The organism is Arthrobacter sp. PM3, from assembly GCF_003352915.1.
In the GTDB taxonomy this organism is placed as follows: domain Bacteria; phylum Actinomycetota; class Actinomycetes; order Actinomycetales; family Micrococcaceae; genus Arthrobacter.
In genome coordinates this window covers 3320037-3345296 of record NZ_CP022314.1, presented here as the reverse complement: position 1 = coordinate 3345296, position 25260 = coordinate 3320037, and the positions used below count along the sequence as shown (strand labels likewise).

The following is a 25260-nucleotide window of genomic DNA, read 5'->3' as shown; positions in this document are numbered from 1 at the left end:
GTGATCACGGCCAGGCAATTAGAAAGCAGCCAAACAGCAGCGCGACGACGGACTACTACGCCCATCCTAGTAGCATCACGGTTGGGGCGTCAGCAACGCCACAGTCTCCATGTGATGAGTGTGCGGATAGAGGTCGAAGGCGCGCAGCCCGGCCAGCCCCCAGCCGCCCTGCCGGAAGTAGCCAAGGTCCCGGGCAAAGGACGCCGGATCGCACGACACATACGCGATGGCCCGGGGGCCGGCGTCGATCAGCTGCTTAACCACGGCTTTGCCGGCGCCGGCACGGGGCGGGTCCAGCACCAGCGCATCAAAATTGCGGGGTTTCTGCCGGAGCACCCGCTCCACCCGGCCCTGCACGATCTCGACCTGGGCGGCGTCGTGCAGGTTCTTGCGCGCGTCACGGCTGGTTCCCGGCGCCCCCTCAACCGACAGCACGGAGCCCGTGACACCCACGGCGTCGGCCAGCGGCGCCGTGAACAGCCCGGCTCCGGCGTACAGATCCGCCACCACGGAGCCCGGCGCGAGGTAGCCGCCGTCGTGCAGGAACCCGGTGACGGCGCCGACCAGCGTCTCCGGGGCGTCCCGGTGGATCTGCCAGAAGCCGTCACCCGTCACCCGGTAGTCGTGGCCGGCGGCCGACTCCTGGACATAGGTGCGGCCTCGCAGCTGCACCACCTCGCCGGAGGCCGGATCCAGGCTCGCCACGGAGACGTCATCCGGCAGCTGGGCCAGGATGGAGGCCAGGCGCTTGGTCCGGGTTCCGGCCGCAGGCACCAGCAGCACCAGCGGCCGGGATCCGTTCGCCGGGGCGGCGACTTCGACCCGCTCGATGCCCTGCAGGTCGATCTCCCACAGCCGGAGCGCGTTGATGCTGTCCACGGCCAGCGGCATCTCCCGCACAGGCAGGACGGAGTCTGAACGGTGCGCGTGCATGCCGAGCTTGCCGGACGGCGTGACGGCAAAGCCCGCGCGTGTCCGCCAGCCAAGGCCCGACGCCGCCGCGCCCGGCTCCCCCACGGCCTCAACTGCCGTCGGCCCGCCGGGCGGAACTTCGATGCCGGCCAGCCGCGTGAGCTGTTCGGCCAGGACGTCGGCCTTGAGGCTGCGCTGGCGTGCCAGCGAGATGTGGCCGAATTCGGCGCCGCCGACGGGCGGGTGCCGGTGCGACCACGACCTTGCGGAGTCGGCGAGGTCCCAAAAATGCGGCACCCGGTCCGCCGAGGGCTCCAGGACCTCCACGACGTCGGCGCGCCAGAACTTGGCGGCCGGGCCGTCGTCGGTAAGCCGGACACGGACCTTCTCCCCGGGAATGGCGTGCCGGACGAACACGACCCGGCCCTCGTGCCGGGCCACGCAGTGCCCGCCGTGGGCGACCGGGCCGACGTCGACCGTCAGCTCGTTGCGGGTATCGGTGCGGGTCCGGGTGTCGGGGCTCATTGGATATCCTGCAGTTTCTTGGCTTCTTCGGACGATTTCAGCTGCCACGGCACGCTGCACACCATGACCCCGGGTTCGAAGTGCAGCCGGGTCTTGATGCGCAGCGCGGTCTGGTTGTGGACCAGCTGCTCCCACCATTTGCCCACCACGTACTCGGGGATGTAGACGACGATCAGGTCGCGCGGGGAATCCCGGCGCATGGTCTTGATGTACTCCATGATCGGCGACACTGTTTCGCGGAACGGGCTGGCCAGTACCGTCAGGGGCACCGGGATTTCCAGCTTCTCCCAGTCCTCGACCGTCGCCTCCGTCTCCTCCGGACTGATGTCCACGGTGATGGCGTCCAGCCGCGACGGGCGTGAGGCCCGCGCGTAAGCCAGGGCGCGCAGCACCGGTTTGCGCACATGGGAGACGAGCAGCACGGCGTGCACCCGGGTGGGCAGGGCACGCGGCGAGGAGTCCTCATCCACGGCGAGTTCCTTGGCCACGTTGTCATAGTGGGCCCGGATGCTCCACATGATCAGGAACAGCACGAACATCGCCAGCAACGCAATCCAGGCGCCCTGCGTGAACTTGGTGATGAGGACGATCACCAGGACCAGCGCGGTCATGCCGAAGCCCAGCGTGTTGATGGTCCGGGACTTGATCATGCGCAACCGGGTGGCGGAATCCTTGGACAGTTTCAGTTCCCTGCCCCAGTGCCGGATCATGCCCAACTGGCTCATGGTGAAGGAAATGAAGACGCCCACAATGTAGAGCTGGATGAGCTTGGTGACGTCGGCGTCGAACGCGATGATCAGGACCAGGGCGCCTGCCGCCAGGGCCAGGACGCCGTTGCTGAACGCCAGGCGGTCGCCGCGGGTGCGCAATTGGCGCGGCAGGTAGCCGTCCTGGGCCAGGATGGAGCCGAGCACCGGGAAGCCGTTGAAGGCCGTATTCGAGGCGAAGACGAGGATGACGCCCGTGGCAGCCACCACGATGTAGAACGGGATGGAGCCCAGGCCGAAGACAGTCTGCGCGATCTGGCTGATGGCGGGGTTCTGGATGTACCCCTCCTCCAGCGGCTTGCCGTCCAGGAGAAACTCCGTCGCCGGATCCAGCACGATGTGCACTTTGGTGGCGTTGGCCAAATAGATGATGCCGGCGAGCATCGCGGAGGCAATCACGCCGAGCATCAGCAGCGTGGTGGCCGCGTTCTTGCTCTTGGGCTTCTGGAAGTTCGGCACACCGTTGCTGATGGCCTCGACACCGGTCAGGGCCGCCGCACCCGAGGAGAAGGCGCGCAGCAGCAGGAACGCGCCGGCCAGCCCGACAAGCCCCTGGTCGAATTCCGGTTGCGGCACGATTTCAAAGGCCGCCGAGGGCGCCTGGCCCAGCTGGCCGGTGACGGACTGGTAGATGCCGACGGCGGTCATGCCGAGGATGGAGGCCATGAAGATATAGGTCGGGACGGCGAAGACGCTGCCCGCTTCCCGGATGCCGCGCAGGTTTACCAGGGCAAGGATGATGACGCCGATCGTGGCGATGGCGGCCTGCTGCCCGTGCAGGGACGGCACGGCGGTGGTGAGGTAGGTCGCGGCCGATGACATGGACACGGCCACGGTCAGCACGTAGTCGACCAGCAGCGCCGAGGCGACGGTGAGCCCGGCGTACTTGCCCAGGTTCACGTTGGCGATCTCGTAGTCGCCGCCGCCGGACGGGTAGGCGTGGACGTTTTGGCGGTAGGAGGCCACAACGGTCAGGAGCACCACCATGACGGCGAGGCCCACCCACGGGGAGATGGCCACGGCACTCACACCGGCCAGGGCCAGGGTGAGAAGGATTTCATCGGGCGCGTAGGCCACGGAGGACAGTGCGTCCGAGGCGAAAATGGGGAGCGCGATCCGCTTCGGCAGGAGCGTATGGGCCAGACGGTCGTTCCGGAAGGGCTTGCCTACCAGCACCCGCTTCACGGCGTTGAAAATTGTCAGCACCACACAAAGTTAGTCTGATTCGGACGCGATGTCATGACGGCGAAGCCCGCGCAGACAACGACGCCGTCCCGCGGCCCGCGGCGGTGGCCTCCCGGCACGCACAGGCCGGTAGAGTTTTACGCAGTATCAGACGCAGAACCAAGAGGAGGCCCGTGTGGCGCACTTCGTGATCATGGGTTGTGGCCGTGTGGGGTCAACCCTGGCACACACGCTGGAGGACGCCGGCCATTCCGTGGCCATCATCGACCAGGACGACCGCGCCTTCCGGCGGCTCCGGGCAGGCTTCTCCGGACGGAAGGTCACCGGAGTGGGCTTTGACCGCGAAACGCTGAAGCGGGCCGGAGTCGAGGAAGCCTACGCTTTCGCGGCGGTCTCCAGCGGTGACAACTCCAACATCCTCGCCACCCGGGTGGCACGCGAGACGTTCCACGTCCCCCACGTTGTGGCGAGGATCTACGATCCGGGCCGTGCCGAAATCTATCAGCGCCTCGGCATCCCCACGGTCGCCGCGGTCCGCTGGAGCGCCGACCAGGTCCTGCGCCGGATCCTGCCCGAGCAGCACATCGCCGGCGATTTCCGGGAGCCCTCGGGCCGCCTGGTCCTGGCCGAGATAGACCTCAACCCCGGCTGGATCGGGCACCCGATCGCGTCGATCGAGAAGGTGGCCGGCATCCGTGTCGCCTATCTGACCCGGTTCGGCGAGGGCGTCCTGCCCGCCGCCGGAACCTCGTACCAGGACGGCGACACCGTCCACGCCATGTTGAACGTGGACCGGAGCTCCGAGATCAGCCATGTTCTCGCCAAGTCCCCCGCCAAGGAGTCCTAAGTGAAAGTCGTCATTGTCGGGGCCGGAAGCGTCGGTTCCTCGATCGCCCGCGAACTGCTGGCCCACAAGCACGAAATCCTGCTGATCGACGAGAAGCCGGAGGTGATCGGCCGGAGCGGCCTGCGCGGCGCGCACTGGCTGGTCGGCGATGCCTGCGAGCTGAGCACCCTGCAGGACGCCAAACTCGAGGACGCCGACGTCGTGGTCTCCGCCACCGGTGATGACAAGGTCAACCTGGTGGTCTCGCTGCTGGCCAAGACCGAGTTCGGCGTGGGGCGTACTGTCGGCCGGGTCAACAACCCCAAAAATGACTGGATGTTCGACGACTCCTGGGGCGTCGACGTCGCGGTTAACACCCCGCAGCTCATGACCGCCCTGGTGGAGGAGGCGGTGGAGATCGGCGACCTCGTCCGCCTGCTGACCCTGCAGACCGGCGTGTCCTCCCTGGTCGAGTTCACCGTCCCGCATGACTCGCACGTGATCGGCCTGACCGTGGGTGACGTCGAGTGGCCGGAGGACGCGACCCTCGTGGCGATCCTGCGGGATCAGGCACCCATCACCCCGAGCCGCGACGACGTGATCGACGGCGGCGACGAGCTCTTCTTCGTGACCACGATCGCGGCCGAGGACGACCTCCGCACCCTGCTGGCACCTGAATCGCCGCGCGGCGACCAGCACCCGGTGACCTCGGACCAGCACGGGCATGTCCCCCAGCCCGCCGACGACGACGGCTTCGACGGCTGACCGGCCGGACCTCCCACGTGCGCTATCAGTAATGGCCGTTATCCGGACTGGATAACGGCCATTACTGATGGCGCATCGGTCAGTTGGGCTCCTTGGCCCCGGCTGCCGCCGGGGCCGGCCGGGTCAGCAGCCAGGCAATCCAGACACCCAGGATGTATAGCGGGGCGCCCATGAGCAGCCGGGTCGTGGCCAGTGCGGCGAGGCCCTGCTCCCCCATGAAGTACAGCGGAACCTGCACCACGAGCCGGAGCACGAGCACGGCCACGATCACCCACGTGCCGATCGAGTAGGCCCTGACCCGCTTCGGGTCCTTGCGCCAGTCCAGGCCCTCGTTGCGGATGAACCCGAAGAGCAGGCCGGCGATCGGCCAGCGGACGGCCACGGAGATGGACATCGCCACGATGTAGCCAAGGTTGGTGAAGAACCCCAGGACGTAGAAGTTCTCCGCTTTCCCGGTCGAGGTGGCCAGCCAGGCGGACAGCCCGACGCCGATGAACCCCGCCAGCGCCTGTGTCAGCGGTTTGCGCTGCACCAGCCGGGCCACGGTGAAGACGGCGGCCACCGCCAGGGAGGCGATGACGGCCAGCGTCAGGTTCTCCCGGTCGATGGTGAAGGCAATCAGGAAGACAAGGCCGGGAAGGATGCTTTCCGCGATGCCCTGGATGCCGCCGGCACTTTTGAGGACGTCGATGTTGCCGTTGCTGGACCGGTGCAGGCCGGCCTTCGCGGCGTAGTCCCCGGCAAGCTGGGCGACGCTCGGCGGCGCTGCCGGCCGGGAAGCGGCTGGCTGTGAAGCGACGGGCTGGGCGGCGCCCGGCCCGGAGTCGGCGGGCCGGTCCTGGGGTGCCCGGTCGGGGTGCTCGGGCAGGGTCATTGCTCCTCCTGGCGGGAGAGAATTTCGTAGCGGGGGTTGAAGATCGTGGGCAGCCCGTCGCGCATGGTGACCATGCCCTCGAGCCGCAGCTCGGTGCCGGCGTCGACGCCGGGGATCCGGCGCCGCCCCAGCCACACGACACGCAGCCGTTCCTTGGGCCCGGCGGGCCGCTGGCGCTGCGCGCCGGGCCGCACCCGGTCAGCGGACACGGCGCCGGCCGGAACACTGCCGGGTGCCCCGGCACCCGCCGCGCCCTTGGCGGACGCCAGGAACCGGGGCGCCGGCGGGGGCGCGTCGTGGTCGATCACGATGGCGATGAAGGACGCCACCTGGTTGGCCGGCACGTAGGTGACAGACTCGATGAAGCCATGGCACAGCACCCGCCCGCGGTCCGGCAGGTCCCGGACCGGCACGGCGGCGGTGGCTTTCCTGCCGGCATCAGCCAATCTGGGTAATCTCCGGTCCGCGTTCGGGGCGTTCGAATTCCGGGGCCTGCGGGGACGGAGCCGCCCCGGTGTCCTTGGGAAGGCGGAGCTGCAGCAGGTCGCGCGGCGGCATGGGGTTCTCGCCGCGGACAACCACGATCTTCCGGAAGAGCCCTTCCAGCCCGACCGCGGCGTCGCGGTCCAGCGCCGCCTCGCCGCCGAAGACGCCGCGCAGGAACCAGCGGGGGCCGTCGACGCCGACGAAGCGGGCCACCCGGTAGCCCTGGCTGCCGTCCGCGCCGCCGGCGGGCAGCTTGGCCACAAGTTCGGTGCCGAAGGTGCCCTCGATCTCCTCGACCAGGCCGCCCTGGCTGCCGACCGACTGGCCGATCTGCTCACGGATTTCGTCCCACAGGCCCTCTGAGCGGGGAGCGGCGAACGCCTGGAGCTGCAGGCTGGAACCGGCCAGGTCCAGCGTGACGGCCACGACGCGCTGGGTGGCCTCTTCGACCTCCAGGCGGAGCTGGAGCCCCTCGCTGGGGGCGATCAGCAGCGCACCAAGGTCAACATAGCCGTCCTGGTCGTCGATTTCCGAGACGTCGAAGGGACCCGTTGCCGCCCGGCCCGAGGTCTTGGCGCCGCCGGCCGCCGCCACGGCGCCGTCAGCAAAGGCGTCCCCGCCCACAGCGTCCCGCGCCGTGTCCGGCTCGCTCAGCTGTTCCTGCTTGGCTTTCCTGCCGCGCCCAAAAACCATGGGGTTGTCTCCTTAGTTGTGATCCTGTGCCGCCGCCAGGCGCCGTCCGGGTTCCTGCCCGCACGCGCCGCTTTCCGGCAGCCGCCGGCTCAGTTGTTTTTGCACCGCTTGCGTCTTTGCACCGCTTGAATTTGCACCGCTCATGTTGTTGCAGTGCTTTCCGCGGCACTGCCAATTCCCGGATCATTCCAGCGGCCGGGCCCGTGGCTTCAGGCCGGTTGGCCGAAGCCGCCGGTGGAGCCGAAGCCGCCGCCGCCGCGGACCGAGCCGTCCAGCTCCTCAACGGGGAGGAACCGGGCGTACTCCACGCGCTGAATGACCATCTGTGCAATTCTATCGCCGCGGCGCAGCTCAATGGCCTCGTCGCGGTCCGTATTCAGCAGGGTCACCGCGATTTCACCGCGGTAGCCGGCGTCCACCGTGCCGGGGGCGTTCACCACGGTCAGTCCGTGCTTCGTGGCAAGGCCGGAGCGGGGGTGGATCAGCGCCACGAAGCCGTTCGGGAGCGCAATCGAAACCCCGGTCGGAACAAGGCGGCGCTCCCCCGGTGCAAGCACGACGTCCTCGCGGGCACGAAGGTCCGCGCCGGCATCCCCCGGGTGCGCGTAGGACGGCGGTTCGAGCCCGTCGTCGAGCATTTTCAGCTGAACCGTCAGGGTGGGCGTTCCGTACTCAGCGTCACTGGCCGCCGGTGCGGCAACGTCGACGGTGGTGTTTTCTTCAGTCACAGTCCCTCACTCTAACGCCAGCAGCGAACAACGTCCTAGCTGCCCGGGCCGGCGCAGCTATGGCCACTTCCCGCAGGCGGTGCCAGTATGTTGGGAACCAGGTTCACTGACGGCCGCACGGCTGCCGGGCAGGAAGGACGCACGGTCATGACCTACATCAGGAACTTCGGCGATGTGGGACAAGGCGACGTCGCCATCGCCGGCGGCAAGGGCGTCGGACTGGGCGGCCTCGTTCAGGCCGGACTCCCGGTTCCGCCGGGGTTCGTCCTGACCACGGCCGCCTACGCGGAGTTCGTGGCGGCAAATCACCTCGGAGCCGGCATCCGTGAGCGGGCCGCCTTGTCCCCGCAGGCGGCGCCCCGGGACTACGAGGCCGCCTCTCAGCGGATCCGGGCCCTGTTCACCGGCGGCACCATGCCGGCGGGGATCTCCGCCGAGCTCGCCGCCGCCTACGGGCAGCTTGGCGGCACGGATCCGGCCGTGGCCGTGCGCTCGTCCGCCACGGCCGAGGACCTCGCCTCGGCCAGCTTCGCCGGGCAGCAGGAAACCTACCTCAACGTCCGCGGGGCAGCGGACCTGGCCGCGGCCGTCACCGATTGCTGGGCGTCGCTGTGGACCGCGCGCGCCATGGCCTACCGGGCCCGGGCAGGCATCGGCCCGGACTCGGTGCGCCTTGCCGTCGTGATCCAACGAATGGTCGACGCCGAGGCAGCCGGGGTCATGTTTACTGCCAACCCGGCCAACGGTCGCCGCGACCAGATCGTGATCAGTGCCGCGTGGGGCCTGGGCGAGTCCGTGGTCAGCGGGACGGTTTCCACGGATGACGTCGTGGTCGAGACGGGGACGGGCCGCGTGGTGTCCCGCCGGACGGCCGACAAGGAAGTCATGACCGTCTCCGCGGACCACGGCACCCGGGAGCAGCCGGTGTCGGCCGGGCGCCGCCGCCAGCCCGTCCTGGACGACTCCGCCGCGTCCTTACTGGCTGGCCTCGGGTCACGGATCGAGGGCTTCTTCGCAGCGCCGCAGGACATCGAGTGGGCGCGGGCCGGCGGCGAGTTCTTCATCCTGCAGTCGCGTCCTGTCACCGCACTGCCCGAGCCGACCGCGGACACCCCGGACGCCTGGCCGGTGCCCCGCCCCAAGGGACTCTACTTCCGGGCGAGCATTGTCGAACAAATGCCGGACCCGCTCTCGCCGCTGTTCGCCGACCTCATTGACGGTTCCGTGTCCCGCTCGCTGCGGGCGTTGATGGCCGGGGCAATCGGCAAGGACGTGCTGCGCGAAGACGACGTGGGGCTGCCCACCATCAACGGCTACGCGTATTACTACTACAGGAATTCCGCCCTGTGGCGGGTGACGGGCAAGTCGCTGGCCGCGATGCGCGCGCTGGTCCGCGGCCAGGCTCACATGGGCGTGGCCGGCTGGCGGGAATATTCGCACCCGCGCTACGAGCAGGTAATCAGGGAGTGGTCGGCACGGCCCGTCGCGGAACTCTCCGGGGCAGAACTGCTCGACGGCGTGCAGGCACTGCTGGACGCGGGGACCGTGTACTACACGGCCGTGCAGTCGATCATTCCGGTCGCCGCGACGTCCGAAATCTGCTTCCGGACGTACTACGACAAGCTGGTCCGGCGCGACGGCGATCCGGCGGCCCAGACATTCCTCCTCGGCTTTGACAGCGAACCCATCCGCGCGGAGAAGTCGCTGTACGATCTCGCTGCCTGGGCGCGGGGCGTTCCCGCGCTTGCCCGGGTCCTCCTGGACACACCAACACCGGAACTCGTCCACTCGCAGCGGACCGGGCTCCCGCCCTCCGGCGCGGACCCGGCCCTCTGGCAGCAGTGGCATGACCGTTTCCAGGAGCACCTGGGCCGGTTCGGCCACGCCGTCTACAATCTGGACTTCCTCAGCCCGGTCCCGGCCGACGATCCCTCGCCCCTGCTGGAGACGGTGAAGTTTTACCTGCGCGGACAAGGCAACGACCCGCACGAGCGCCAGCGGCTCGCGGCCGCCCGCCGGGACGATGAAACCGGCCGCGTGCTCGCCAGGCTCGCACCCAAGCGCGGGGCCGCGTTCAACCGGTTGCTCCGGTGGGCCCAGCACGCCGCCCCGGTCCGCGAAGATGCCCTGGCCGACGTCGGCCTGGCCTGGCCCCTGCTGCGGCGGGTGCTGTTCGAATTGGGGCAGCGGCTGGTTGCCTCTGCGGTCATCGCGGAACCGGCCGACGTGTTCTGGGTCCGTCACGAGGAACTGCGAAGCGCCGTCGGGTTCGGCCTCGCCGCGCCCGGAGCAGGGCAAGCGGCCGGCAACCGCACGGCCGGGAATGTCGCGGGACCGGCGGGCGTGGCCATTACCGGCGCCGGCCGGCCCGCCCTGGCCGGCGCCGTCGAAGAGCGCAAAATGCTGTGGCGGGGCCAGAGAAGGGCAGCCGCCCCGCAGATGCTTCCGGAGAGCCGGTGGATGGAACGGGCCTTCGGGTCCATGATGCCGGCCGGCCCGCAGGACCAGGCCGGGAACGTCATCAAGGGCATCGGCGCCAGCTCGGGCCGGGTCAGTGCCCCCGCCCGCGTCCTGGGCGGCCCGGCGGATTTCGCCCGGATGGAGCCGGGAGACGCGCTGGTTGCCCGGATCACCACCCCTGCCTGGACCTCCCTGTTCGCGATGGCCTCGGCCGTGGTCACCGACGTCGGCGGGCCGTTGAGCCACAGCTCCATTGTGGCCCGGGAATACGGCATCCCGGCCGTACTCGGCACCGGGGTGGCCACCCAGCGGCTAAGCAGCGGGCAGCGGATCACGGTCGACGGCGACGCCGGCACTGTCACCATTGAGCCGGGCACCATTGAGCCGGGCACGATCGAGCCGGACTGAGAGCGGACGTTCCCAGCCGTTGCCAGCCGTTGTCAGCTATTGCCAGCCGGAGCGCCGGCTTGGTCGGCCCGCGCCCGCTGCCGGCGGCTGGCCAGCAGGAACGGCACCGAAATCAGCCCGGTCACGCCGCCGATCGCCAGCGACGCGGGGTATCCGTATATGTCCGCTGCCCGGCCGAGCAGCGGCTGCACCACCACGCCGCCGCTCGAGGCCATGAGCGAGTCGAAGCTGAGCACCGTGGCCCGCTGCTTCGAGGCGATCATGTCGTTCACGTAGGCCTGGCGCACCGGGGTGGCCGCTGAGGTCACGAGGGCCCAGAACGCCAGCAGCAGCAGCGCCACCCAGAAGATCCGGGTGAACCCCAGCAGGACCAGGACGGCTGCGCTCACCAGGCTGCTGGCGATCAGCACGGTGGTGCGTTTGCGGACGAGGCTCCGGACATGGGGTGCCAGCCAGCCGCCAACCACCTGCGTTCCGGCGACGATGGCCGCCGCGAGACCCGCCACGGAGTAGGCATGAGGGTCGCCGAAGAGTTCGAGCAGGTACGGCTGCAACGCGTAGAAGACGTAAATCCCGACGCCGGCCGTGAAGGGCGCGGCCAGCATCACATAGCGCACCGGCGGGTTCTTCAATCCGTTCTCAATCGAGGCGGACAGCACCGCACGGACGGCCCGGAGGGCATGGGGCGAGCGCTGGGGGGTGAACCCGACGTCGTGCATGAGCCAGAAGGCCACGGCGAACATCGCCAAAAGCACGCCCACCCGCAGCAGGAACGGCACGCCAAGGTTGGTGGCCTGCGCGATCACGCCGCCGGCCACCGACCCGGCGAGCATCGCGACGCCGGACACCATCAGACCGCGCCCGAGCACCGCCTCCAGCCCGCCGTCGTACCCGGAGAACGTCAGTGCGTCGACGAGCCAGGCTTCCACGGCACCCGAAAAGAACGTGTAGCCCAGGCCGAGCAGAACGGACACGACAGCCCAGGCCCAGAACGGGGCGGAAAGCTGCCAGAGCAGGTAGTACAGGTAGGTTGCTCCGGCCAGTGTCACAGTGCCCAGCAGGAACGATACGCGGCGCCCCCAGCCGTCGGCCACCACCCCGGTCGGCACCTCGAAGAGCACCATACCGGCCGTGAAGAAGGCGTTGGCGGCAAAGGCCTCCAGGTTGTTCAGGCCGGCGTCGAGCAGGAAGAGCGTGTTGATGCCCCAGATGAATGAGGCCGCCAGCGTATTGCCCAGCGTCAGCGTCAGGTAGATGCGCTGGATCTTCCGCGCGGCGGTGTTCATCGTGGCGCCGTCGCCACGGGGTCGAAGGGTCCGCACGAGGCCATTCTCGCCCCGGTTGCCGCCAAGATGAAATAGCCCGCGAAAAGTGGAAAGCTTGGCTCATGCCCGATTCCAGCGCAGCTGCGCCTGCCCCCAAGAGCGCCCCGAGCGGCCCTACTGTTCTTTACGCCGAGAAGCTCTGGCCGAACCCCTGGATCTGGCTGGTGTCTGCAGGGCTCTCAAGCGCGGGAATCCTCATGCTGGCACCCATCAGCATCTGGGCCGGCATCACCGCCGCGATCGTGCTGTTCGTGATCATCTCGGTCCTGCTGGTGGTGTCCACCCCGTCCATCACCGTCACGACGGCGACACTGCAGGTCGGCAGGGCCACGATCGAACGGGGGTACCTGGGCAAGGTGACAGCGTTCCGGGGCAAGGAAGCGACGGCGGAACGAGGTACCCGCCTGAACGGTCTGGCCTATTTGTGCATCCGCGGCTGGGTGGATCCGGTGGTCCGCATCGAGATTGATGACCCCTCGGACCGCACCCCCTACTGGCTGACGTCCACCCGCCATCCGGAGCAGTTGATCGCCGCGCTCAGTTCCTGACGCAGCTGCCTACCCTTCGCACTCCTTGCAGTATTTGAGGCCGTCCTTTTCGCGGGCAATCTGCGAGCGGTGGCGGACCAGGAAGCACGAAGCACAGGTGAATTCGTCCGCCTGGGCGGGCAGGACACGCACCAGCAGTTCCTCCCCGGACAAATCAGCGCCGGGAAGTTCGTAGCCTTCGGCGAGGTCGGATTCGTCTTCATCCACCACAGCGGAAGGCTTCTCCGTACGCCGCGTCTTCAGGGCCTCGATGGAATCCTCGCTGAGGTCCTCTTCAGTCTTGCGCGGCGCGTCGTAATCAGTCGCCATTATTTGTTGCTCACACTCCGCATTCGCTCGATTGGTTCGCCGTTGCCGGATGGCCCTGCCGGGCGGTAACCCTGGGCTCCGGAGCGGTTCACCGATGTCAACGCCGGACATGCGGTTTTTGTGCCCGGTGTCGGCCATTTTTGCTTAAGCGGCTGCCGAACGCCAGAGCCCGCCGGTCCGATCCTCCCGGCATCTTCCCCGGCCCAGGCAAAACCGGCGGAAAGTCGCGGAATATCACGGCGCGCCAGACGTCCTAACCCGAAATCCGTCCCGCTGGTGGCAGAGTTTCGATTGTTAGTAATGCCAGGGTGGAGGATTTGTATGCAGGATCTACGGCTTGTAGGCGTCCACGACGACGGAGCACATCTCCTGTTGAGTGGCACCGGCGGCGAGATGTTCCAGCTGCCGATCGATGAAGCACTGCGGGTGGCAGCCAGCCGGACGGCGGCGAAGGCCGCGTCCAGCGCGGCCGCGTCCCCCATTGCCATGTCCCCGCGCGACATCCAGACCAGGATCCGCAACGGAGCCACCGCCGCGGAAGTGGCGGAACTTTCCGGTATCCCGCTGGAGAAGGTCCAGCGCTATGAAGGACCCGTTCTCGCCGAACGCGAATACATTGCCGAGCAGGCACGCAAGGTCGAAGTCGCCGCCCCCGCCCCTGGCCACGACATCTACCGGTCCGTCTTCGGCGACAATCCGGCGTCCCTCAGCGACATGGTTGAGCACCGCCTCCGGGCCCACGGCGTGGAACCCTCAACGCTGGAATGGGACTCCTGGCGGCGTCCCGACGGGAGTTGGAACGTGGTGGCCCGCTTCGAGCCCAAACCTGGCGGACCGACCGGGATCGGCGAGGAGCCGCCGGCGATGTGGACCTTCCACCCCGCCCGGAAGTCCCTCCACAATGCCAACCGGTGGGCCCAGCAGCTGAGCGAGCTTGAGCCGCTCGAGGGCCCCGTGCCCACGCGCCGGCTGACCGCCGTCTCCGACCGGCCCTTTGATTTTGAAACCGACGCCGAAGCCGCGGCCCGCACGGCCACCGGCCAGCACAGCATCATCCACCAGATGTTGCTGCAGCAGGACCGGATCCACCAGGAGCAGGACGCTGACGGGCTGCTGGACATGCTCCGCTCCCGGCGGGGACACCGGATCGGGGTGGATGAGGACGCGGACGATGCCCTCGCCATGCTCATGGCCTCGGGCATTCCGGCCGCCCACCCCAGGGCCGCCGACCTGGCCGAAGGTTCGGACGACGACGCCGAGGATCCTGACCACGCCGAATCCCATGACGCGCCGGCGGCGCACGAGGTTCCGGCGGGAGCCGATGCGGAGACCGTCACTCTGGGCGCAGAGGCAAACGACGCCGAAGCGGACTACACCGGGACCGCCCAGCCTGCCGCCACGGCCTCGGATGCGGCCGCATCGGAAACTGATCCATTCACGCGCCGCCGCGACGGCCGGCCCTCCATGCTGTCCCGCCTGACCCTGGCGCCGCGACTGCCGGAGGAGGACGACGTCCTGAAACTGCATGACGGCGTCAGCACGGAGACCCGGGAAGTCACCATCGCGGCTTCACAGCTGCGCCCGGTCGTCAAGAACCCGACCGCCAGCCCGGGCCTGGACGAACTGATCGGCGGCGGAAGCTCCCGCCGGCAGCAGCGCGAGGCCCAGGGCGCTGCCCGGAACGACGGCGGCACGGACCAGCCGGAACGCCAACCGGCCAAGCCGAAAAGATCAAGCGTGCCCAGCTGGGACGAAATCGTCTTCGGTACCCGAAACGACCAATAACCGGCGACCGCCCGGCGGCGGCCCTAGCGGCGCGGCGCTTTACTGCCGTCGGCGGTGAAGCACAGCAGCGGCACTTCGCGCTCCGCCTTCGTCAGCGATCCGTGCTGGCCCACAACCTCCAGGGCCGTCGGCCGGACCCGCCGCATGTCGTAGAGCGCCAGGGAGTCCCGGGCCGCAATCATGACGTCGCCGATCCGCGGGGCGACTTCGGCGCGCACGTCACCGAACAGGCCGCCGGCGATCGCCTCCTGACGGGTGAAGGCCCAGATCCTCTCGCCAAAGCGCGACCGCCAGTTTTCCAGCAGCCGGCTCCGGGCGGCGTCGTCCGTTCCGTCCTCAAGGTACAGGTGGACCATCCGCGGTTCGCCGGCCGTGTGCCGCACCCCTGCGAGCAGGGCCGGCTCCGCGGAGTAGTCGATCCGCTGGGATTCGGGCACATCCACCATGCCATGGTCCGCCGTCAGCAGCACCGTGGTGCCGGGCGGGAGCGCCGCGTTGAGCCGCCGCACTGTGGCGTCGAGTTCCTCGAGCTGGTGCTCCCATTGCGGTGACTGGCAGCCGTGCCGGTGGCCGGCCTTGTCGAGTGCATTGACGTAGAAGTACATCAGTGCGGCCCCGGCACCGGCCATGGCCCCGGCGGCCGCCCCGGTCCGGGCGTGCGAGGTCGTTCCGGTGCTGAACCGGCCGCCGCGCAGCGCCGCCTGGGTCATCGACGAGTTGCTGAACTGCGGGAGGCTGACCGTCGTCACGTCAACATGCCCGGCGGCCCGTTCAAAGACGGTGGGGAACGGCTGCCATTCGTGCGGGTCGACGTCGGCGTCCCAGTTGCCGAGCATGTTCACAACCCTGTCCTGGTCCGGGTCGAGGACGTCGTAGCCCACCAGGCCGTGCTGGCCCGCCGGGAGTCCGGTGCCGAAGCTCGCCAGCGAGGCCGCGGTGGTGGACGGGAAGGCCGAGTCCAACGACACGGGCACCTTGCCCTGGTCAGCCTGCAGGACTGAGCGCAGGAACGGCGTGTGGGCGGTCTTCTGCTTCAGGAGGTTGCGGCCCAGCCCGTCAGCCAGCACCACACACACTTTTTGGGCGGCCGGAAGGTGCAGGGTGTTCTTGAATCCCGGAACGCCGAGGCTTGCCGCGGCGCTGGTGAGGACCTCGGCGATGGAGCGGCGGCCATAGGCCGGGGCGGGCGGAAGCGGTGACGCGGCGACGGCGGCGGGCACCGGGGCGGTCGCAGTCAGTTCCGGCTCACGGACGTGAGCCATGTCAGCGCTGGTGGCCGCGGCTGAGCCGGTTGGAGAAAACGCCCATCCGGGGCCGTGGCGGCAGGCCTGGCCCGATGTGCTGGACCGGCGCGGCGGAACCGGTGTTCACGGCGCGCAGTGCCCGGGCGAACAGCTTGGCGTCCTGCACGGCCTGCAGGCCGTCGGCCTCGGCGCTGATCCGCAGGACGATGTCCTCCTGCGCAATCGTGCCGCTGTAGCCGTGGTCGGCCTCGCACTGCGGGTCCCCGCAGGTGGCCGGGCCCATGTCGAGGCGCTGGCCTCCGGACCAGGCGATCGACAGCGTCAACTCGCGCACGGGGTCGGAGGGCTTGTAGTCCTGCGGCTGGGCGTAGACGTAGCTCAGGACCACCGAGCCGATCTGCGTCACGGGGACGGACTCGGTGGACACCTGGGCGACAGTCTGTTCGCCGGCTTCATCAAGTTGCTGGTCGTCAACGTGGGTGATCACCAACATGTCCTCCGTCAGCACCAGGACCGTGATGTGGCGCCGGACTTCAGCCCGGTCGAAGTGCGTCTCCAGGTGGACGAGGTGGGCCACGCAGTCGCGGCCGTCCAAGGCGTCGGCGACGACGTCGGCCACGAGCCGCGGGTAGAAGCCGGCCTGCTGCAGCGCCCCTTCCAGGCTCTGGCCCTGCGCACTGTGGTCATGGAGTCCGTGGTGGTGCGCGGCCTGGCGTCCGGGGGCGGTCGCCAGCGGCTTGGGTGTTGGAGGCAGGGAACTCATGATCTCCATTTTCACAGATCGGCTGGGGACTTGCTAACTGCCGGCCTAGCTGCGCATCGCGCGGCGGGCGGTGTCCGTGCGCTGGGCGGCATTGGCGATCCGGACGTCGGCGGCCAGGATGGAGGCGCCGTCGGGCCCGGCAAGCACGGGGTTGAAGTGGACCAGCGCCACCTCCGGATGGTTGTCCTTGAGCCGGGTGAGCCGGGCCGCGAGGTCCTCCAGCGCCGCAACGTCGACGGCGGGCAACCCCTGGTAGCCGAACAGCTTCCTGGAGGCCCGGGGCGCCCGGATGAAATCGTGTACGTCGGAGCCGGACAGCGGCGGGACCCGGTGGGCCCAGTCGTCGAGCAGGTTCACGGCGTCGCCGGCGAGGCCGAAGGAGATCACCGGGCCCAGCAGCGGGTCTTCAATGGCACGGAACGTGCAGGCCTGCCCCACCGGCACCATGGTCTGCACCTCCAGGGACGGTGAGCCATAGCGCTCCAGCGACTTGCGCATCTCCAGCACGTTGCGCCGCAGCGAATCGGCGTCCCGGATGTCCAGCCGCACCCCGCCCAGGTCCAGCCGGTGCCGCAGTGCCGGGTCCGTGGTCTTGAGCACCACCGGCCAGCCGAGCAGCTCGGCTGCCGCCACGGCTTCCTCGGGCGTCTTGAACCCGACCGACGGAACCACGCGGATTCCGTAGTGGCCCAGCAGCCGTGCGGCCGTGTCCTGGTCCAGCCGAACGAGCTGTTCGCCGCCCACGTTGCGCAGCAGCTGTTCCAGGTCCGCCCTGGCCGCCTCCGGGCGGCAGCCCTCCGGTTCGACGAACAAGCCCTGGTCCCGGTCCAGCCACTGGGCGTATCGCACGACGGCGGACAGAGCCGCCACCGCCGCGCCCGGGTTGGAGTAGCAAGGAACCGGCGGCGTCAGGAGGGGCTGGTGGGGTTGCTCGGGCTCCGCGCCCACCATGCCCTCCACATAGATGGACGGATCAAGGATTCCGCTGAAGGCGGCGACCACAGGCTTGCCGGCCGCCGCGGAACACTCCGCCAGCACTCCGGCGATCTTCTCGACCGTGAGCCCGCGCGCCGGAAGGAGCGCCACGACCACCGCGTGGACGGCATCCGAGGTCAGGGTTTCCTGCAGGCTCCGGCGCAGGGCCGGCAGCGCGCGGGACATGCCGGCATCGAGGTCGACGTCCGCGACGATCCTTTCCACCCCGAGGCCCTGGACCGCGGCACTGTCCGCCACCACCTTGCCCAGTGCGCGGGAATTGCTGAAGACGGCGATGCCGGGGCCTTTGGGCAGCGGCTGGCTCGACACGATCTGGGCGACGTCCATGAGCTCTTCGATGGTCTCGACCCGGATCACGCCGGCCTGGCGCATCATGGCATCCAACGCCTCGGCCGGCGCCTGGGTGGTGCGGACGGCATGGCCCGGCGGGAGGTTCAGTCCCATGGCATCGGATTTGGCGACGATCACGGGCTTGGTCCGGGCCAGGCGGCGGGCCAGCCGGGAGAACTTGCGCGGGTTGCCGATCGATTCCAGGTACAGGCCGACGGCGGTGGTGTCGGCGTCGTCCTCCCAGTACTGCATGAGGTCGTTGCCGGAGACGTCGGCGCGGTTCCCGGCGGAGAGAAACGTCGAGATGCCCACGCGGCGGCGGCTGGAGGCGGCGTAGAGGGAAACTCCGATCGCGGCCGACTGGCTGAAGAGGCCCAGGCCGCCGCGGCGGGCCAGTGCGGGCGCCATCGAGGCGTTGAGCGACACCGCCGGGTTGGTGTTGACGATGCCCAGCGAGGCCGGCCCGATCACGCGCATCCCGTTGGCACGGGCCTCGCGCACGAGTTCGCGCTGCCGGGCCAGGCCGCGTTCGCCGTCGTCCGCGTACCCTGCGGTGGCCACCACAATCCCCTTCACCCCGGCAGCGCCGCACTCCTGGACCACTTTGGGGACTTCGTCGTACGGGACGGCGATGATGGCCAGCTTGACCGGGCCCGGCACTTCGGAGAGCCGGGCGAAGGAGAGCATCCCGGCCAGTTCGAGGGCTTCAGGGTTGATGGCGTAGACGGGCCCGGTGAAGCCGCCTTCGATGATGTGCTCCAGCAGCTGGTAGCCGACTGTTCCCCATTTGCGGCTGGCCCCGATGACGGCCACGGAGGACGGGGCGAGCAGTTCCTGGATGCTACGCGCCTCGGCGCGGTGCTCCCGGGATTCCATCACGGCCCGGGACTTCTCCGTGGGGTCGATGTTGAATTCCAGGCTGACGACGCCGTCGTCGAAGTGCCGCTTGACGTCATAGCCGGCGTCGGAAAACACCGCGAGCATCTTGCGGTTCTCGGGAAGCACTTCGGCGCTGAACTTGCGGATCCCGTTTTCCCGGGCGGCGGCCGCGAGGTGCTCCAACAGGATGGAGCCGATCCCGCGGCCCTGGTGGGCATCGGCGATGTTGAAGGCGACCTCGGCCTCCGCGGGGTCGTCGAGCCGGTCGTAGCGGCCGATCCCCAGGATTTCCCCGCCTATGGTGATCACCAGGGCCACCCGGTCCTTGTAGTCCACCTCGGTGAACCGTTTGAGTTCCTTGCTGGTCAGGCGGGACTTGAAGGCGAAAAACCGCATGTAGATGGACTTCTGGGATTGGCCCACGTGGAAGGCCTGGACAGCGTCCGCGTCGGAGGGGTGGATGGGGCGCAGATGCGCTGTGCCGCCGTCGCGCAGGACAACATCGGCTTCCCAATATTCCGGATATACGCCGTCAGAGGGCTGATCCACCATAGGCTTAGCCTAGTCATAAACTTACGCAGTACCCGTTCAGCACCCCTCAGAAGGACCCACCAGCCCCATGGCCCGCCGCCAAACCACGCCCCCGGCAGGGGACGCCAGCCAAGATTCCGCAGGAAATTTCGTTGAGAACATCGTCGATATCGATGTCACCTCCGAGATGGAAGGCTCGTTCCTCGAGTACGCCTATTCAGTCATCTATTCGCGGGCCCTCCCGGACGCCCGTGACGGACTGAAGCCCGTGCAGCGGCGCATCCTTTACATGATGAGCGACATGGGGCTCCGCCCGGACCGCGGTCACGTCAAGAGCGCCCGCGTGGTGGGCGAGGTCATGGGCAAGCTGCACCCGCACGGCGACGCCGCGATCTACGACGCCATGGTGCGCATGGCCCAGGACTTCTCCCTGCGGCTGCCGCTGATCGACGGGCACGGCAACTTCGGCTCGCTCGACGACGGTCCGGCGGCGCCCCGGTACACCGAGGCCCGGCTCGCTGCCGCGGCCCTGACCCTCACCGACCACCTCGACGAGGACGTCGTCGACTTCGTTCCCAACTACGACAACCAGCTGACCCAGCCGGACGTGCTGCCGGCCGCGTTCCCCAACCTGCTGGTCAACGGCGCCACGGGCATCGCCGTCGGCATGGCCACGAACATGGCCCCGCACAACCTGGTGGAAGTCATCGCCGCCGCACGGCACCTGATCGCGAACCCGGACGCCACGCTCGAGGACGTCATGAAGTTTGTCCCCGGCCCCGACCTGCCGACCGGCGGCCGGATCGTGGGCCTGGACGGCATCCGCGACGCCTATGCCACGGGCCGCGGCTCCTTCAAGACCCGGGCGAAGGTGGATATCGAGCAGCTCTCAGCCCGCCGCACCGGCCTGGTGGTCACGGAACTGCCGTACATGGTGGGGCCGGAGAAGGTGATCGAGAAGATCAAGGACGCCGTCAACGGCAAGAAACTCACCGGCATCAGCGACATCGTGGACCTCACGGACCGCAAGCACGGCCTCCGCCTGGTCATTGAACTCAAGAACGGGTTCAATCCCAACGCCGTCCTGCAGCAGCTCTACCGCTTCACCCCGATGGAAGATTCCTTCGGCATCAACAACGTCACTCTGGTGGACGGCCAGCCGCAGACCCTGGGGCTGCTCCAGCTGCTCTCGGTTTACGTGGACCACCGGATCAACGTGGTGCGCCGCCGCACCTCCTTCCGGCTGGGGAAGAAGAAGGACCGCCTGCACCTGGTCGAAGGCCTGTTGGTCGCGATCGTGGACATCGACGAGGTCATCCAGATCATCCGGTCCTCCGACGAGGCCGCCGCGGCGCGGACCCGGCTGATGTCTATCTACGACCTCTCCGAGGTCCAGGCCAACTACATCCTGGAACTGCGGCTGCGGCAGCTGACCAAGTTCTCGCGGATCGAACTGGAGAAGGAGCAGGAGGAGCTCCGCCGGGAGATCGCCGAACTCGAGGCCATCCTGGGCTCGCCCGAACTGCTCCGCGCCCTCGTCTCGGACGAGCTCGGTGAGATCGCGGAGAAATACGGCACCCCGCGCCGCACCGTCCTGCTGGAATCCGAGGCCGTCTCCCCCACCGTGGCCGCTGCCGGCGCGGTGGCCGGCGCCAAGGGCAAGGCGGCCCCGCTGGCCCTGGAGATCGCGGACGATCCCTGCTGGGCGATCCTCACCGCTTCCGGGCAGATCGCCCGCACCGCCAACCAGGAAAGCCTGGCCGAAGCCGGGCCCCGGACCCGGCACGACGTCTTCTCCTCCGTGGTCAAGTCCTCGGCCCGCGGTGAGATCGCCGCAGTGACGTCGCAGGGCCGCATGCTGCGCCTGCAGGTCATGGACATGCCCGTGCTGCCGCCGACGTCGGGAACGCCGAACATGGCCGGCGGCGTGCCGGCCAAGGACTTCATCACGCTCCTGAAGGGAGAATCGCTGGTGGCCTTCGCGCCGCTGGACCACGTCCTCGCCATCGGGACCGCCCAGGGCGTGGTCAAGCGGGTGCAGCCGGACTATCCGCTGAACCGCGAGGACTGGGAAGTGATTGCCCTCAAGGACAAGGACACCGTGGTTGGCGTTGCGCCCGCCGGGTCCGACGACGTCGACCTCGTCTTCATCACCCGGCAGGCCCAGCTGCTGCGCTTCAGCGCCTCCGCCGTCCGCCCGCAGGGCCGCACCGCCGGCGGCATGGCCGGGATCAAACTGGCAGCCGGGGACCGGGTCCTGTTCTTCGGAACGGCCAGCCCCGCTGACGCTGCCGCCGTGGTTGTGACCATTGCCGGCACGGAAGGGGCCCTGCCGGGCACCGCTCCCGGGGCTGCGAAGGTCACCGCGCTGGCCGAATACCCGTCCAAGGGCCGGGCGACGGCCGGTGTGCGCGCCCACCGTTTCCTCAAGGGCGAGGACACCCTGCTCCTCGGCTGGGCCGGCCACGGTCCGGCCAAGGCATCGTCCCTCGCCGGCGTGGCACGCTCACTCCCGGGCGAGCACGGACGGCGCGACGGCTCCGGAATCCCGCTGTCCCAGGCAATCGACGCCATCGGCCCCAGCATGGCCTGGGCTGCCGAGGCCGACGTGGCTCCGGAGGCCGCTGCCGAGGAATAGGGCGCAGGGCCTCGGCTCGTCCCAATGGGTCCGGGCGGGGCTCTTCCGTTAGGGTGTCCGTTCGTCAACTCGTCGGTTCGTTCATTCGTCACGTATGGCCGCTAAACTGCCCGACTTTGCGGCCATTTGTGGCGAATGGGCGCGACTCGGCGCGACATTGCGGCCATTTGTGGCGAATGGGCGGGCCTGACCGGCAAGCCGGAACGTGGCGGTGCCGCGGCTTGAGTCGCTCCCGAGTAGAAGAGTGCAGGGCCGCGGCTCTCCCGAGGGGGCCGGGCGGGACTCACCCGTTCGTCTGTCCGTTCGGCGGTCCATTCGTCACGTATGGCCGCTAAACTGCCCCGCTTTGCGGCCATTTGTGGCGAATGGGCGCAACTCGGCGCGACATTTCGCATTCGAGGTGCCGCCGCCGGCATGGGCCGTGGTCCTGTGACGGTCCTGGCAGTGGTGTGCCGACCCTCGCCGACTGAACGTGCAGAGCCCGGTGGAGTCGCATTTACGCCGCCCCACCGGGCTCGTCATTTCTTTACCGGCAGCCGGCCACCCGGCACCGACTTGATCGCAGTCAGTGCGGGGCGCCTACGCCATGTGGTTCAAACTCAGGATGTTGCCTTCGGTATCGAGGAACCAGGCGGCCGTACTCCCATCCGGAGTGGAGGCAATGCCGTCCTCAGTTTTCAGGCCCGGGAAATCGTATTCTTCGAAAACGACGCCCTTGGCCCGAAGTTCCGCGACGGCGGCCGGAAGGTCGTCTACGGCCCATCCGATCTGCGTGTTTTTCGCACTGCCCGCATTGGGAGTCTGGTACAGGAGAAACCGGGTTCCGCCGCCACATGTGTACATCAGATTGTCGTCGGCATCCGGATTGTCGGGTTCGAGTCCCAGCTTGTCACGGTAGAAAGCACGCGCGCGGGCAAGATCCGCGGCCGGCAGCACAGCACTAACTTGCCAATCCTTGAGCATGGCTATTCTCTTTCCAGGCCCGCCCCCCGGAAGGAATCTTACTCCTCCGGCGAACGCGCGTAACTGGGTACCGGAGCCGGATTTCGGCTGCGGATTTGGGAGCCGGAAATCCGCGCCCGTCAAACCTCGAGCAACGCGTATCTGTGGCGGTCCTTTGACTCGACTCGGACGTTGATTCAGGCACGGGCCAGAGTCATGCGGCGGGATCGAGCCGGGCGGGGTGGAAGTAGTTGTTGCGTCGGGGTGTTTGGGCGGGGTCGATGTGGGGTGGCGGGATGAACCAGGGGATGCCGGCGCGGACGCGGATGGTCCAGTGTTCTTTGTGGATCAGGTGGTGGTGGTGGGAGCAGAGCAGGGTGCCGTTTTCGGTGCCGGTGCTGCCGCCGCGGGACCAGTAGTCGATGTGGTGGGCCTCGCACCAGGAGGCGGGGATGGTGCAGCCGGGGAACGCGCAGCCCTGGTCCCGGGCGATCAGGGCCTTGCGGATGTGGGGCGGGAAGATCCGGGAGGCGCGGCCGATGTCCAGGACCCGGTCTGCGGTGCCGAGCAGGACCGGGATGATGTCCGCGTCGCAGGCGATCTTGCGGATGGTCGAGTCGGTGACCGGGCCGGTGAACAGCAGCGACCCGGTCCCCGGCAGACCCCCGGTGCGCCGTCCCGAACCGGCCGCACCCACAGTGCCCGCCATATCCACAGTGCCCGCCATATCTACGGTGCCGGCCACATCCACGGTGCCCGCCATATGCACAGGGCAGTCGGTTGCGGTACCTGCGGGGGCTGCGGAATCCGACGTAGTGCCCGTGCCGTTGCCGAGCCGGGCCAGCAGGTCCCGATAGTCGATGGTGACCATGACCTGCGGGCGCAGACCGCCCGAGGCGGGCAGGGTGCCGGCGGCGAGGGAGATCTGGCAGGCCCCGACCAGGCCGTCGAGCTGTTTCTGTGCCCGGGTCCTCCGATCCAGGCCCCCGGCCCCGGTGTCCCCGGCCTCGGCCCGATGATCCCCGGGTCCGGGATCAGGCACGGGACCGAAACCATAACCGGGCCCGGGGTCGGAAACGAACTCGTCCCCGGTAGCCCCGGCCGCACTGGTCGACACGACGCCGGCACGGGTATCGCTGGCCGAGACGGCCGCCGGGCCGACGATCCAGCCCGCACCGGCGGCCGGCCCGGTCTCCCACCCCGCACCGCCCGTCGCGGCGGGTGCCCAGTCCTGAGCCGGTTCCTGGACCGCGGCCGGTCCGGCCGGACCGTCAGTGGCCGGCTCGGACCCGTGGCCGGCATCCTCGGGTGTGTCCGCTGCGGGAGCATTCATGGCCCCGTGGCCGGCCCCTGTCCCGCTGCCGGTGCCGGTGCGGGGGTTGGTGGCGGTGTTCATCACGGTGACGAGCTGTTCGAACTGCTCGGCCGTCGCGAAAATCTCCAGATGATGCAGCCCGTTGCGCTGCCGGCGGATAAACGCGCCCTGGCGCTGGCGCAGCAGCTCCTCGGAGGGCTCGGCCCCGTCCTGGTCCATCGCCTCGGCCCAGCTCCGCGCGACCCGGGCCAGGAAATCCGTGTCGTTCTCCGCCGCCGTGCGGGTCAGGGCATGCTCCATCCGGGCCGCGGCCGCCGCGTCGCCCACATGCCGGACCCGGCCCAGCGCGGCCTCGATGACCGCCGCGGCCCGGGACCCCACCGCGCCGGCCGCAACCGCGGCCCCGAGCTCGGCGTGCACGGCCGCCTCGCTCCGCCCGGCCAGGCCCTGCCGGGGCAGCACGCCCGCGCCCAGCGCCAACCGGCCCCGGGCTTCCGCTGCCCCGATCCGCAGCCGCGCCCGCAAAAACTCCACCGTGTTCCGATACCCGTCATCCGATCCCGTGGCCGCGGCCGACGGTGGTTCCACGGGCACGGGTGCCGTGGTTCCGGAGTTCTCGTCGGAGGCCGGGTCCTCGTCGCGCCAGCCCGTGGTCCATGACATGCCCGGCGCCGCGGCCGCGGCGGACTGCGTCCGGGCCCGGTCCACCGCCGACGCCGCGACCAGCTGCAAATACTCCACCGCGCGCGAGATCTCCTCGACCCCGCCGGCAAAGTCCGACGCCGCCCCCAAATCCCACAGCGCCGAATCCTCCACCACACCCGCACACAACTGCCGGACCCCGGCCAGCACACCGCCCACCCCGGAAACCCCGGCCGCCCCGGCATCAGCCAGGCCGGCGCCGCCCGCGCCGCTGCAACAGTCACGGTCCGTGCCCTCCACGACCTGCCCAAACGGTATGAAATCCCTGCCGGCTTCCATACCCACAGTCTGGCAAGGGGGTCTGACATTCTTCGCCCCGGCCCC

General features: G+C 69.0%; 19 protein-coding genes. 6 read left to right on the top strand and 13 right to left on the bottom strand.

Annotation, left to right across the window (positions count from 1 at the left end; translation table 11 throughout):
* Nucleotides 1-75: 75 nt before the first annotated feature.
* Together CFN17_RS15215 and CFN17_RS15210 are read right to left on the bottom strand one after the other, a co-directional pair.
* Complete coding sequence (locus CFN17_RS15215) at nucleotides 76-1437, bottom strand: class I SAM-dependent RNA methyltransferase (RefSeq protein ID WP_208748592.1); 1362 nt, start codon at nucleotides 1435-1437, stop codon at nucleotides 76-78.
* Nucleotides 1434-3410, bottom strand: a complete 1977-nt coding sequence (locus CFN17_RS15210; protein WP_208751522.1) for an APC family permease — start codon at nucleotides 3408-3410, stop codon at nucleotides 1434-1436. Before CFN17_RS15210 ends, CFN17_RS15215 begins: the two co-directional genes overlap by 4 nt.
* Nucleotides 3411-3564: 154 nt before the next feature.
* Here CFN17_RS15210 and CFN17_RS15205 point away from each other — a divergent pair, with 154 nt between their 5' ends.
* Nucleotides 3565-4236, top strand: a complete 672-nt coding sequence (locus CFN17_RS15205) for a TrkA family potassium uptake protein (RefSeq protein ID WP_208748591.1) — start codon at nucleotides 3565-3567, stop codon at nucleotides 4234-4236.
* On the top strand, nucleotides 4237-4980 hold the full coding sequence (locus CFN17_RS15200) for a TrkA family potassium uptake protein (protein ID WP_208748590.1): 744 nt from the start codon (nucleotides 4237-4239) through the stop codon (nucleotides 4978-4980).
* A 79-nt stretch (nucleotides 4981-5059) separates the two neighbouring features.
* Here CFN17_RS15200 and CFN17_RS15195 read toward each other — a convergent pair whose 3' ends face one another.
* The 4 genes from CFN17_RS15195 to dut form a co-directional block, all read right to left on the bottom strand.
* Nucleotides 5060-5854 carry a DUF3159 domain-containing protein gene (locus CFN17_RS15195; RefSeq protein WP_208748589.1) on the bottom strand — a complete coding sequence of 265 codons (795 nt, stop codon included), beginning with the start codon at nucleotides 5852-5854 and terminating at the stop codon, nucleotides 5060-5062.
* A complete protein-coding gene (locus CFN17_RS15190; RefSeq protein ID WP_208748588.1) occupies nucleotides 5851-6300 on the bottom strand; it encodes a hypothetical protein in 450 nt (149 codons plus the stop codon). Before CFN17_RS15190 ends, CFN17_RS15195 begins: the two co-directional genes overlap by 4 nt.
* The gene (locus CFN17_RS15185) at nucleotides 6293-7033 is read right to left on the bottom strand and encodes a DUF3710 domain-containing protein (protein WP_208748587.1); all 741 of its coding nucleotides are present in this window, start codon (nucleotides 7031-7033) and stop codon (nucleotides 6293-6295) included. Before CFN17_RS15185 ends, CFN17_RS15190 begins: the two co-directional genes overlap by 8 nt.
* 209 nt (nucleotides 7034-7242) lie before the next feature.
* Nucleotides 7243-7761, bottom strand: coding sequence for a dUTP diphosphatase (gene dut / locus CFN17_RS15180; RefSeq protein ID WP_208748586.1), 519 nt, complete (start codon nucleotides 7759-7761; stop codon nucleotides 7243-7245).
* Nucleotides 7762-7908: 147 nt separating this feature from the next.
* On the opposite strand from dut, the gene CFN17_RS15175 reads away from it, so the two are divergent.
* On the top strand, nucleotides 7909-10629 hold the full coding sequence (locus tag CFN17_RS15175; RefSeq protein WP_208748585.1) for a PEP/pyruvate-binding domain-containing protein: 2721 nt from the start codon (nucleotides 7909-7911) through the stop codon (nucleotides 10627-10629).
* A 32-nt stretch (nucleotides 10630-10661) separates the two neighbouring features.
* Here CFN17_RS15175 and CFN17_RS15170 read toward each other — a convergent pair whose 3' ends face one another.
* Nucleotides 10662-11915, bottom strand: a complete 1254-nt coding sequence (locus CFN17_RS15170; RefSeq protein WP_208751521.1) for an MFS transporter — start codon at nucleotides 11913-11915, stop codon at nucleotides 10662-10664.
* Nucleotides 11916-12016: 101 nt separating this feature from the next.
* On the opposite strand from CFN17_RS15170, the gene CFN17_RS15165 reads away from it, so the two are divergent.
* Nucleotides 12017-12502, top strand: a complete 486-nt coding sequence (locus CFN17_RS15165) for a DUF3093 domain-containing protein (RefSeq protein WP_208748584.1) — start codon at nucleotides 12017-12019, stop codon at nucleotides 12500-12502.
* Between the two features lie 9 nt (nucleotides 12503-12511).
* On the opposite strand, the gene CFN17_RS15160 is transcribed toward CFN17_RS15165, so the two are convergent.
* Nucleotides 12512-12811 (bottom strand): DUF4193 domain-containing protein, encoded by a 300-nt coding sequence (locus CFN17_RS15160; RefSeq protein WP_208748583.1) that lies wholly within the window; start codon nucleotides 12809-12811, stop codon nucleotides 12512-12514.
* A 321-nt stretch (nucleotides 12812-13132) separates the two neighbouring features.
* Between CFN17_RS15160 and sepH the strand changes: the two genes are divergently transcribed.
* Nucleotides 13133-14596, top strand: coding sequence for a septation protein SepH (gene sepH / locus CFN17_RS15155; protein ID WP_208748582.1), 1464 nt, complete (start codon nucleotides 13133-13135; stop codon nucleotides 14594-14596).
* Between the two features lie 23 nt (nucleotides 14597-14619).
* Here the strand turns inward: sepH and CFN17_RS15150 are convergent, their stop codons facing one another.
* Genes CFN17_RS15150 through CFN17_RS15140 form a run of 3 tightly spaced genes read right to left on the bottom strand, consistent with a single transcriptional unit; the run spans nucleotide 14620 to nucleotide 19360 of the window.
* A complete protein-coding gene (locus CFN17_RS15150) occupies nucleotides 14620-15858 on the bottom strand; it encodes an alkaline phosphatase family protein (protein ID WP_208748581.1) in 1239 nt (412 codons plus the stop codon).
* A gap of 1 nt (nucleotide 15859) precedes the next feature.
* Nucleotides 15860-16603, bottom strand: a complete 744-nt coding sequence (locus CFN17_RS15145) for a DUF5998 family protein (RefSeq protein ID WP_208748580.1) — start codon at nucleotides 16601-16603, stop codon at nucleotides 15860-15862.
* A 45-nt stretch (nucleotides 16604-16648) separates the two neighbouring features.
* A complete protein-coding gene (locus tag CFN17_RS15140) occupies nucleotides 16649-19360 on the bottom strand; it encodes a GNAT family N-acetyltransferase (protein WP_208748579.1) in 2712 nt (903 codons plus the stop codon).
* A 67-nt stretch (nucleotides 19361-19427) separates the two neighbouring features.
* On the opposite strand from CFN17_RS15140, the gene CFN17_RS15135 reads away from it, so the two are divergent.
* Entirely contained in the window at nucleotides 19428-21977 is a 2550-nt protein-coding gene (locus CFN17_RS15135) for a DNA topoisomerase (ATP-hydrolyzing) subunit A (protein ID WP_208748578.1), read from the top strand.
* A gap of 579 nt (nucleotides 21978-22556) precedes the next feature.
* On the opposite strand, the gene CFN17_RS15130 is transcribed toward CFN17_RS15135, so the two are convergent.
* Nucleotides 22557-22940: a VOC family protein gene (locus CFN17_RS15130; RefSeq protein WP_208748577.1), complete on the bottom strand. Its 384-nt coding sequence runs from the start codon at nucleotides 22938-22940 to the stop codon at nucleotides 22557-22559.
* Between the two features lie 193 nt (nucleotides 22941-23133).
* Complete coding sequence (locus CFN17_RS19995; protein WP_208748576.1) at nucleotides 23134-25215, bottom strand: HNH endonuclease; 2082 nt, start codon at nucleotides 25213-25215, stop codon at nucleotides 23134-23136.
* Between the last annotated feature and the right edge of the window lie 45 nt (nucleotides 25216-25260).

Bases quoted from the DNA above. Each gene is read 5' to 3' on its own strand.
- CFN17_RS15215 (WP_208748592.1), bottom strand. From the start codon at position 1,437: ATGAGCCCCGACACCCGGACCCGCACCGATACCCGCAACGAGCTGACG.
- CFN17_RS15195 (WP_208748589.1), bottom strand. From the start codon at position 5,854: ATGACCCTGCCCGAGCACCCCGACCGGGCACCCCAGGACCGGCCCGCC.
- CFN17_RS15185 (WP_208748587.1), bottom strand. From the start codon at position 7,033: ATGGTTTTTGGGCGCGGCAGGAAAGCCAAGCAGGAACAGCTGAGCGAG.
- CFN17_RS15175 (WP_208748585.1), top strand. From the start codon at position 7,909: ATGACCTACATCAGGAACTTCGGCGATGTGGGACAAGGCGACGTCGCC.
- CFN17_RS15170 (WP_208751521.1), bottom strand. From the start codon at position 11,915: ATGAACACCGCCGCGCGGAAGATCCAGCGCATCTACCTGACGCTGACG.
- CFN17_RS15165 (WP_208748584.1), top strand. From the start codon at position 12,017: ATGCCCGATTCCAGCGCAGCTGCGCCTGCCCCCAAGAGCGCCCCGAGC.
- CFN17_RS15160 (WP_208748583.1), bottom strand. From the start codon at position 12,811: ATGGCGACTGATTACGACGCGCCGCGCAAGACTGAAGAGGACCTCAGC.
- sepH (WP_208748582.1), top strand. From the start codon at position 13,133: ATGCAGGATCTACGGCTTGTAGGCGTCCACGACGACGGAGCACATCTC.
- CFN17_RS15150 (WP_208748581.1), bottom strand. From the start codon at position 15,858: ATGGCTCACGTCCGTGAGCCGGAACTGACTGCGACCGCCCCGGTGCCC.
- CFN17_RS15145 (WP_208748580.1), bottom strand. From the start codon at position 16,603: ATGAGTTCCCTGCCTCCAACACCCAAGCCGCTGGCGACCGCCCCCGGA.
- CFN17_RS15140 (WP_208748579.1), bottom strand. From the start codon at position 19,360: ATGGTGGATCAGCCCTCTGACGGCGTATATCCGGAATATTGGGAAGCC.
- CFN17_RS15135 (WP_208748578.1), top strand. From the start codon at position 19,428: ATGGCCCGCCGCCAAACCACGCCCCCGGCAGGGGACGCCAGCCAAGAT.
- CFN17_RS15130 (WP_208748577.1), bottom strand. From the start codon at position 22,940: ATGCTCAAGGATTGGCAAGTTAGTGCTGTGCTGCCGGCCGCGGATCTT.
- CFN17_RS19995 (WP_208748576.1), bottom strand. From the start codon at position 25,215: ATGGAAGCCGGCAGGGATTTCATACCGTTTGGGCAGGTCGTGGAGGGC.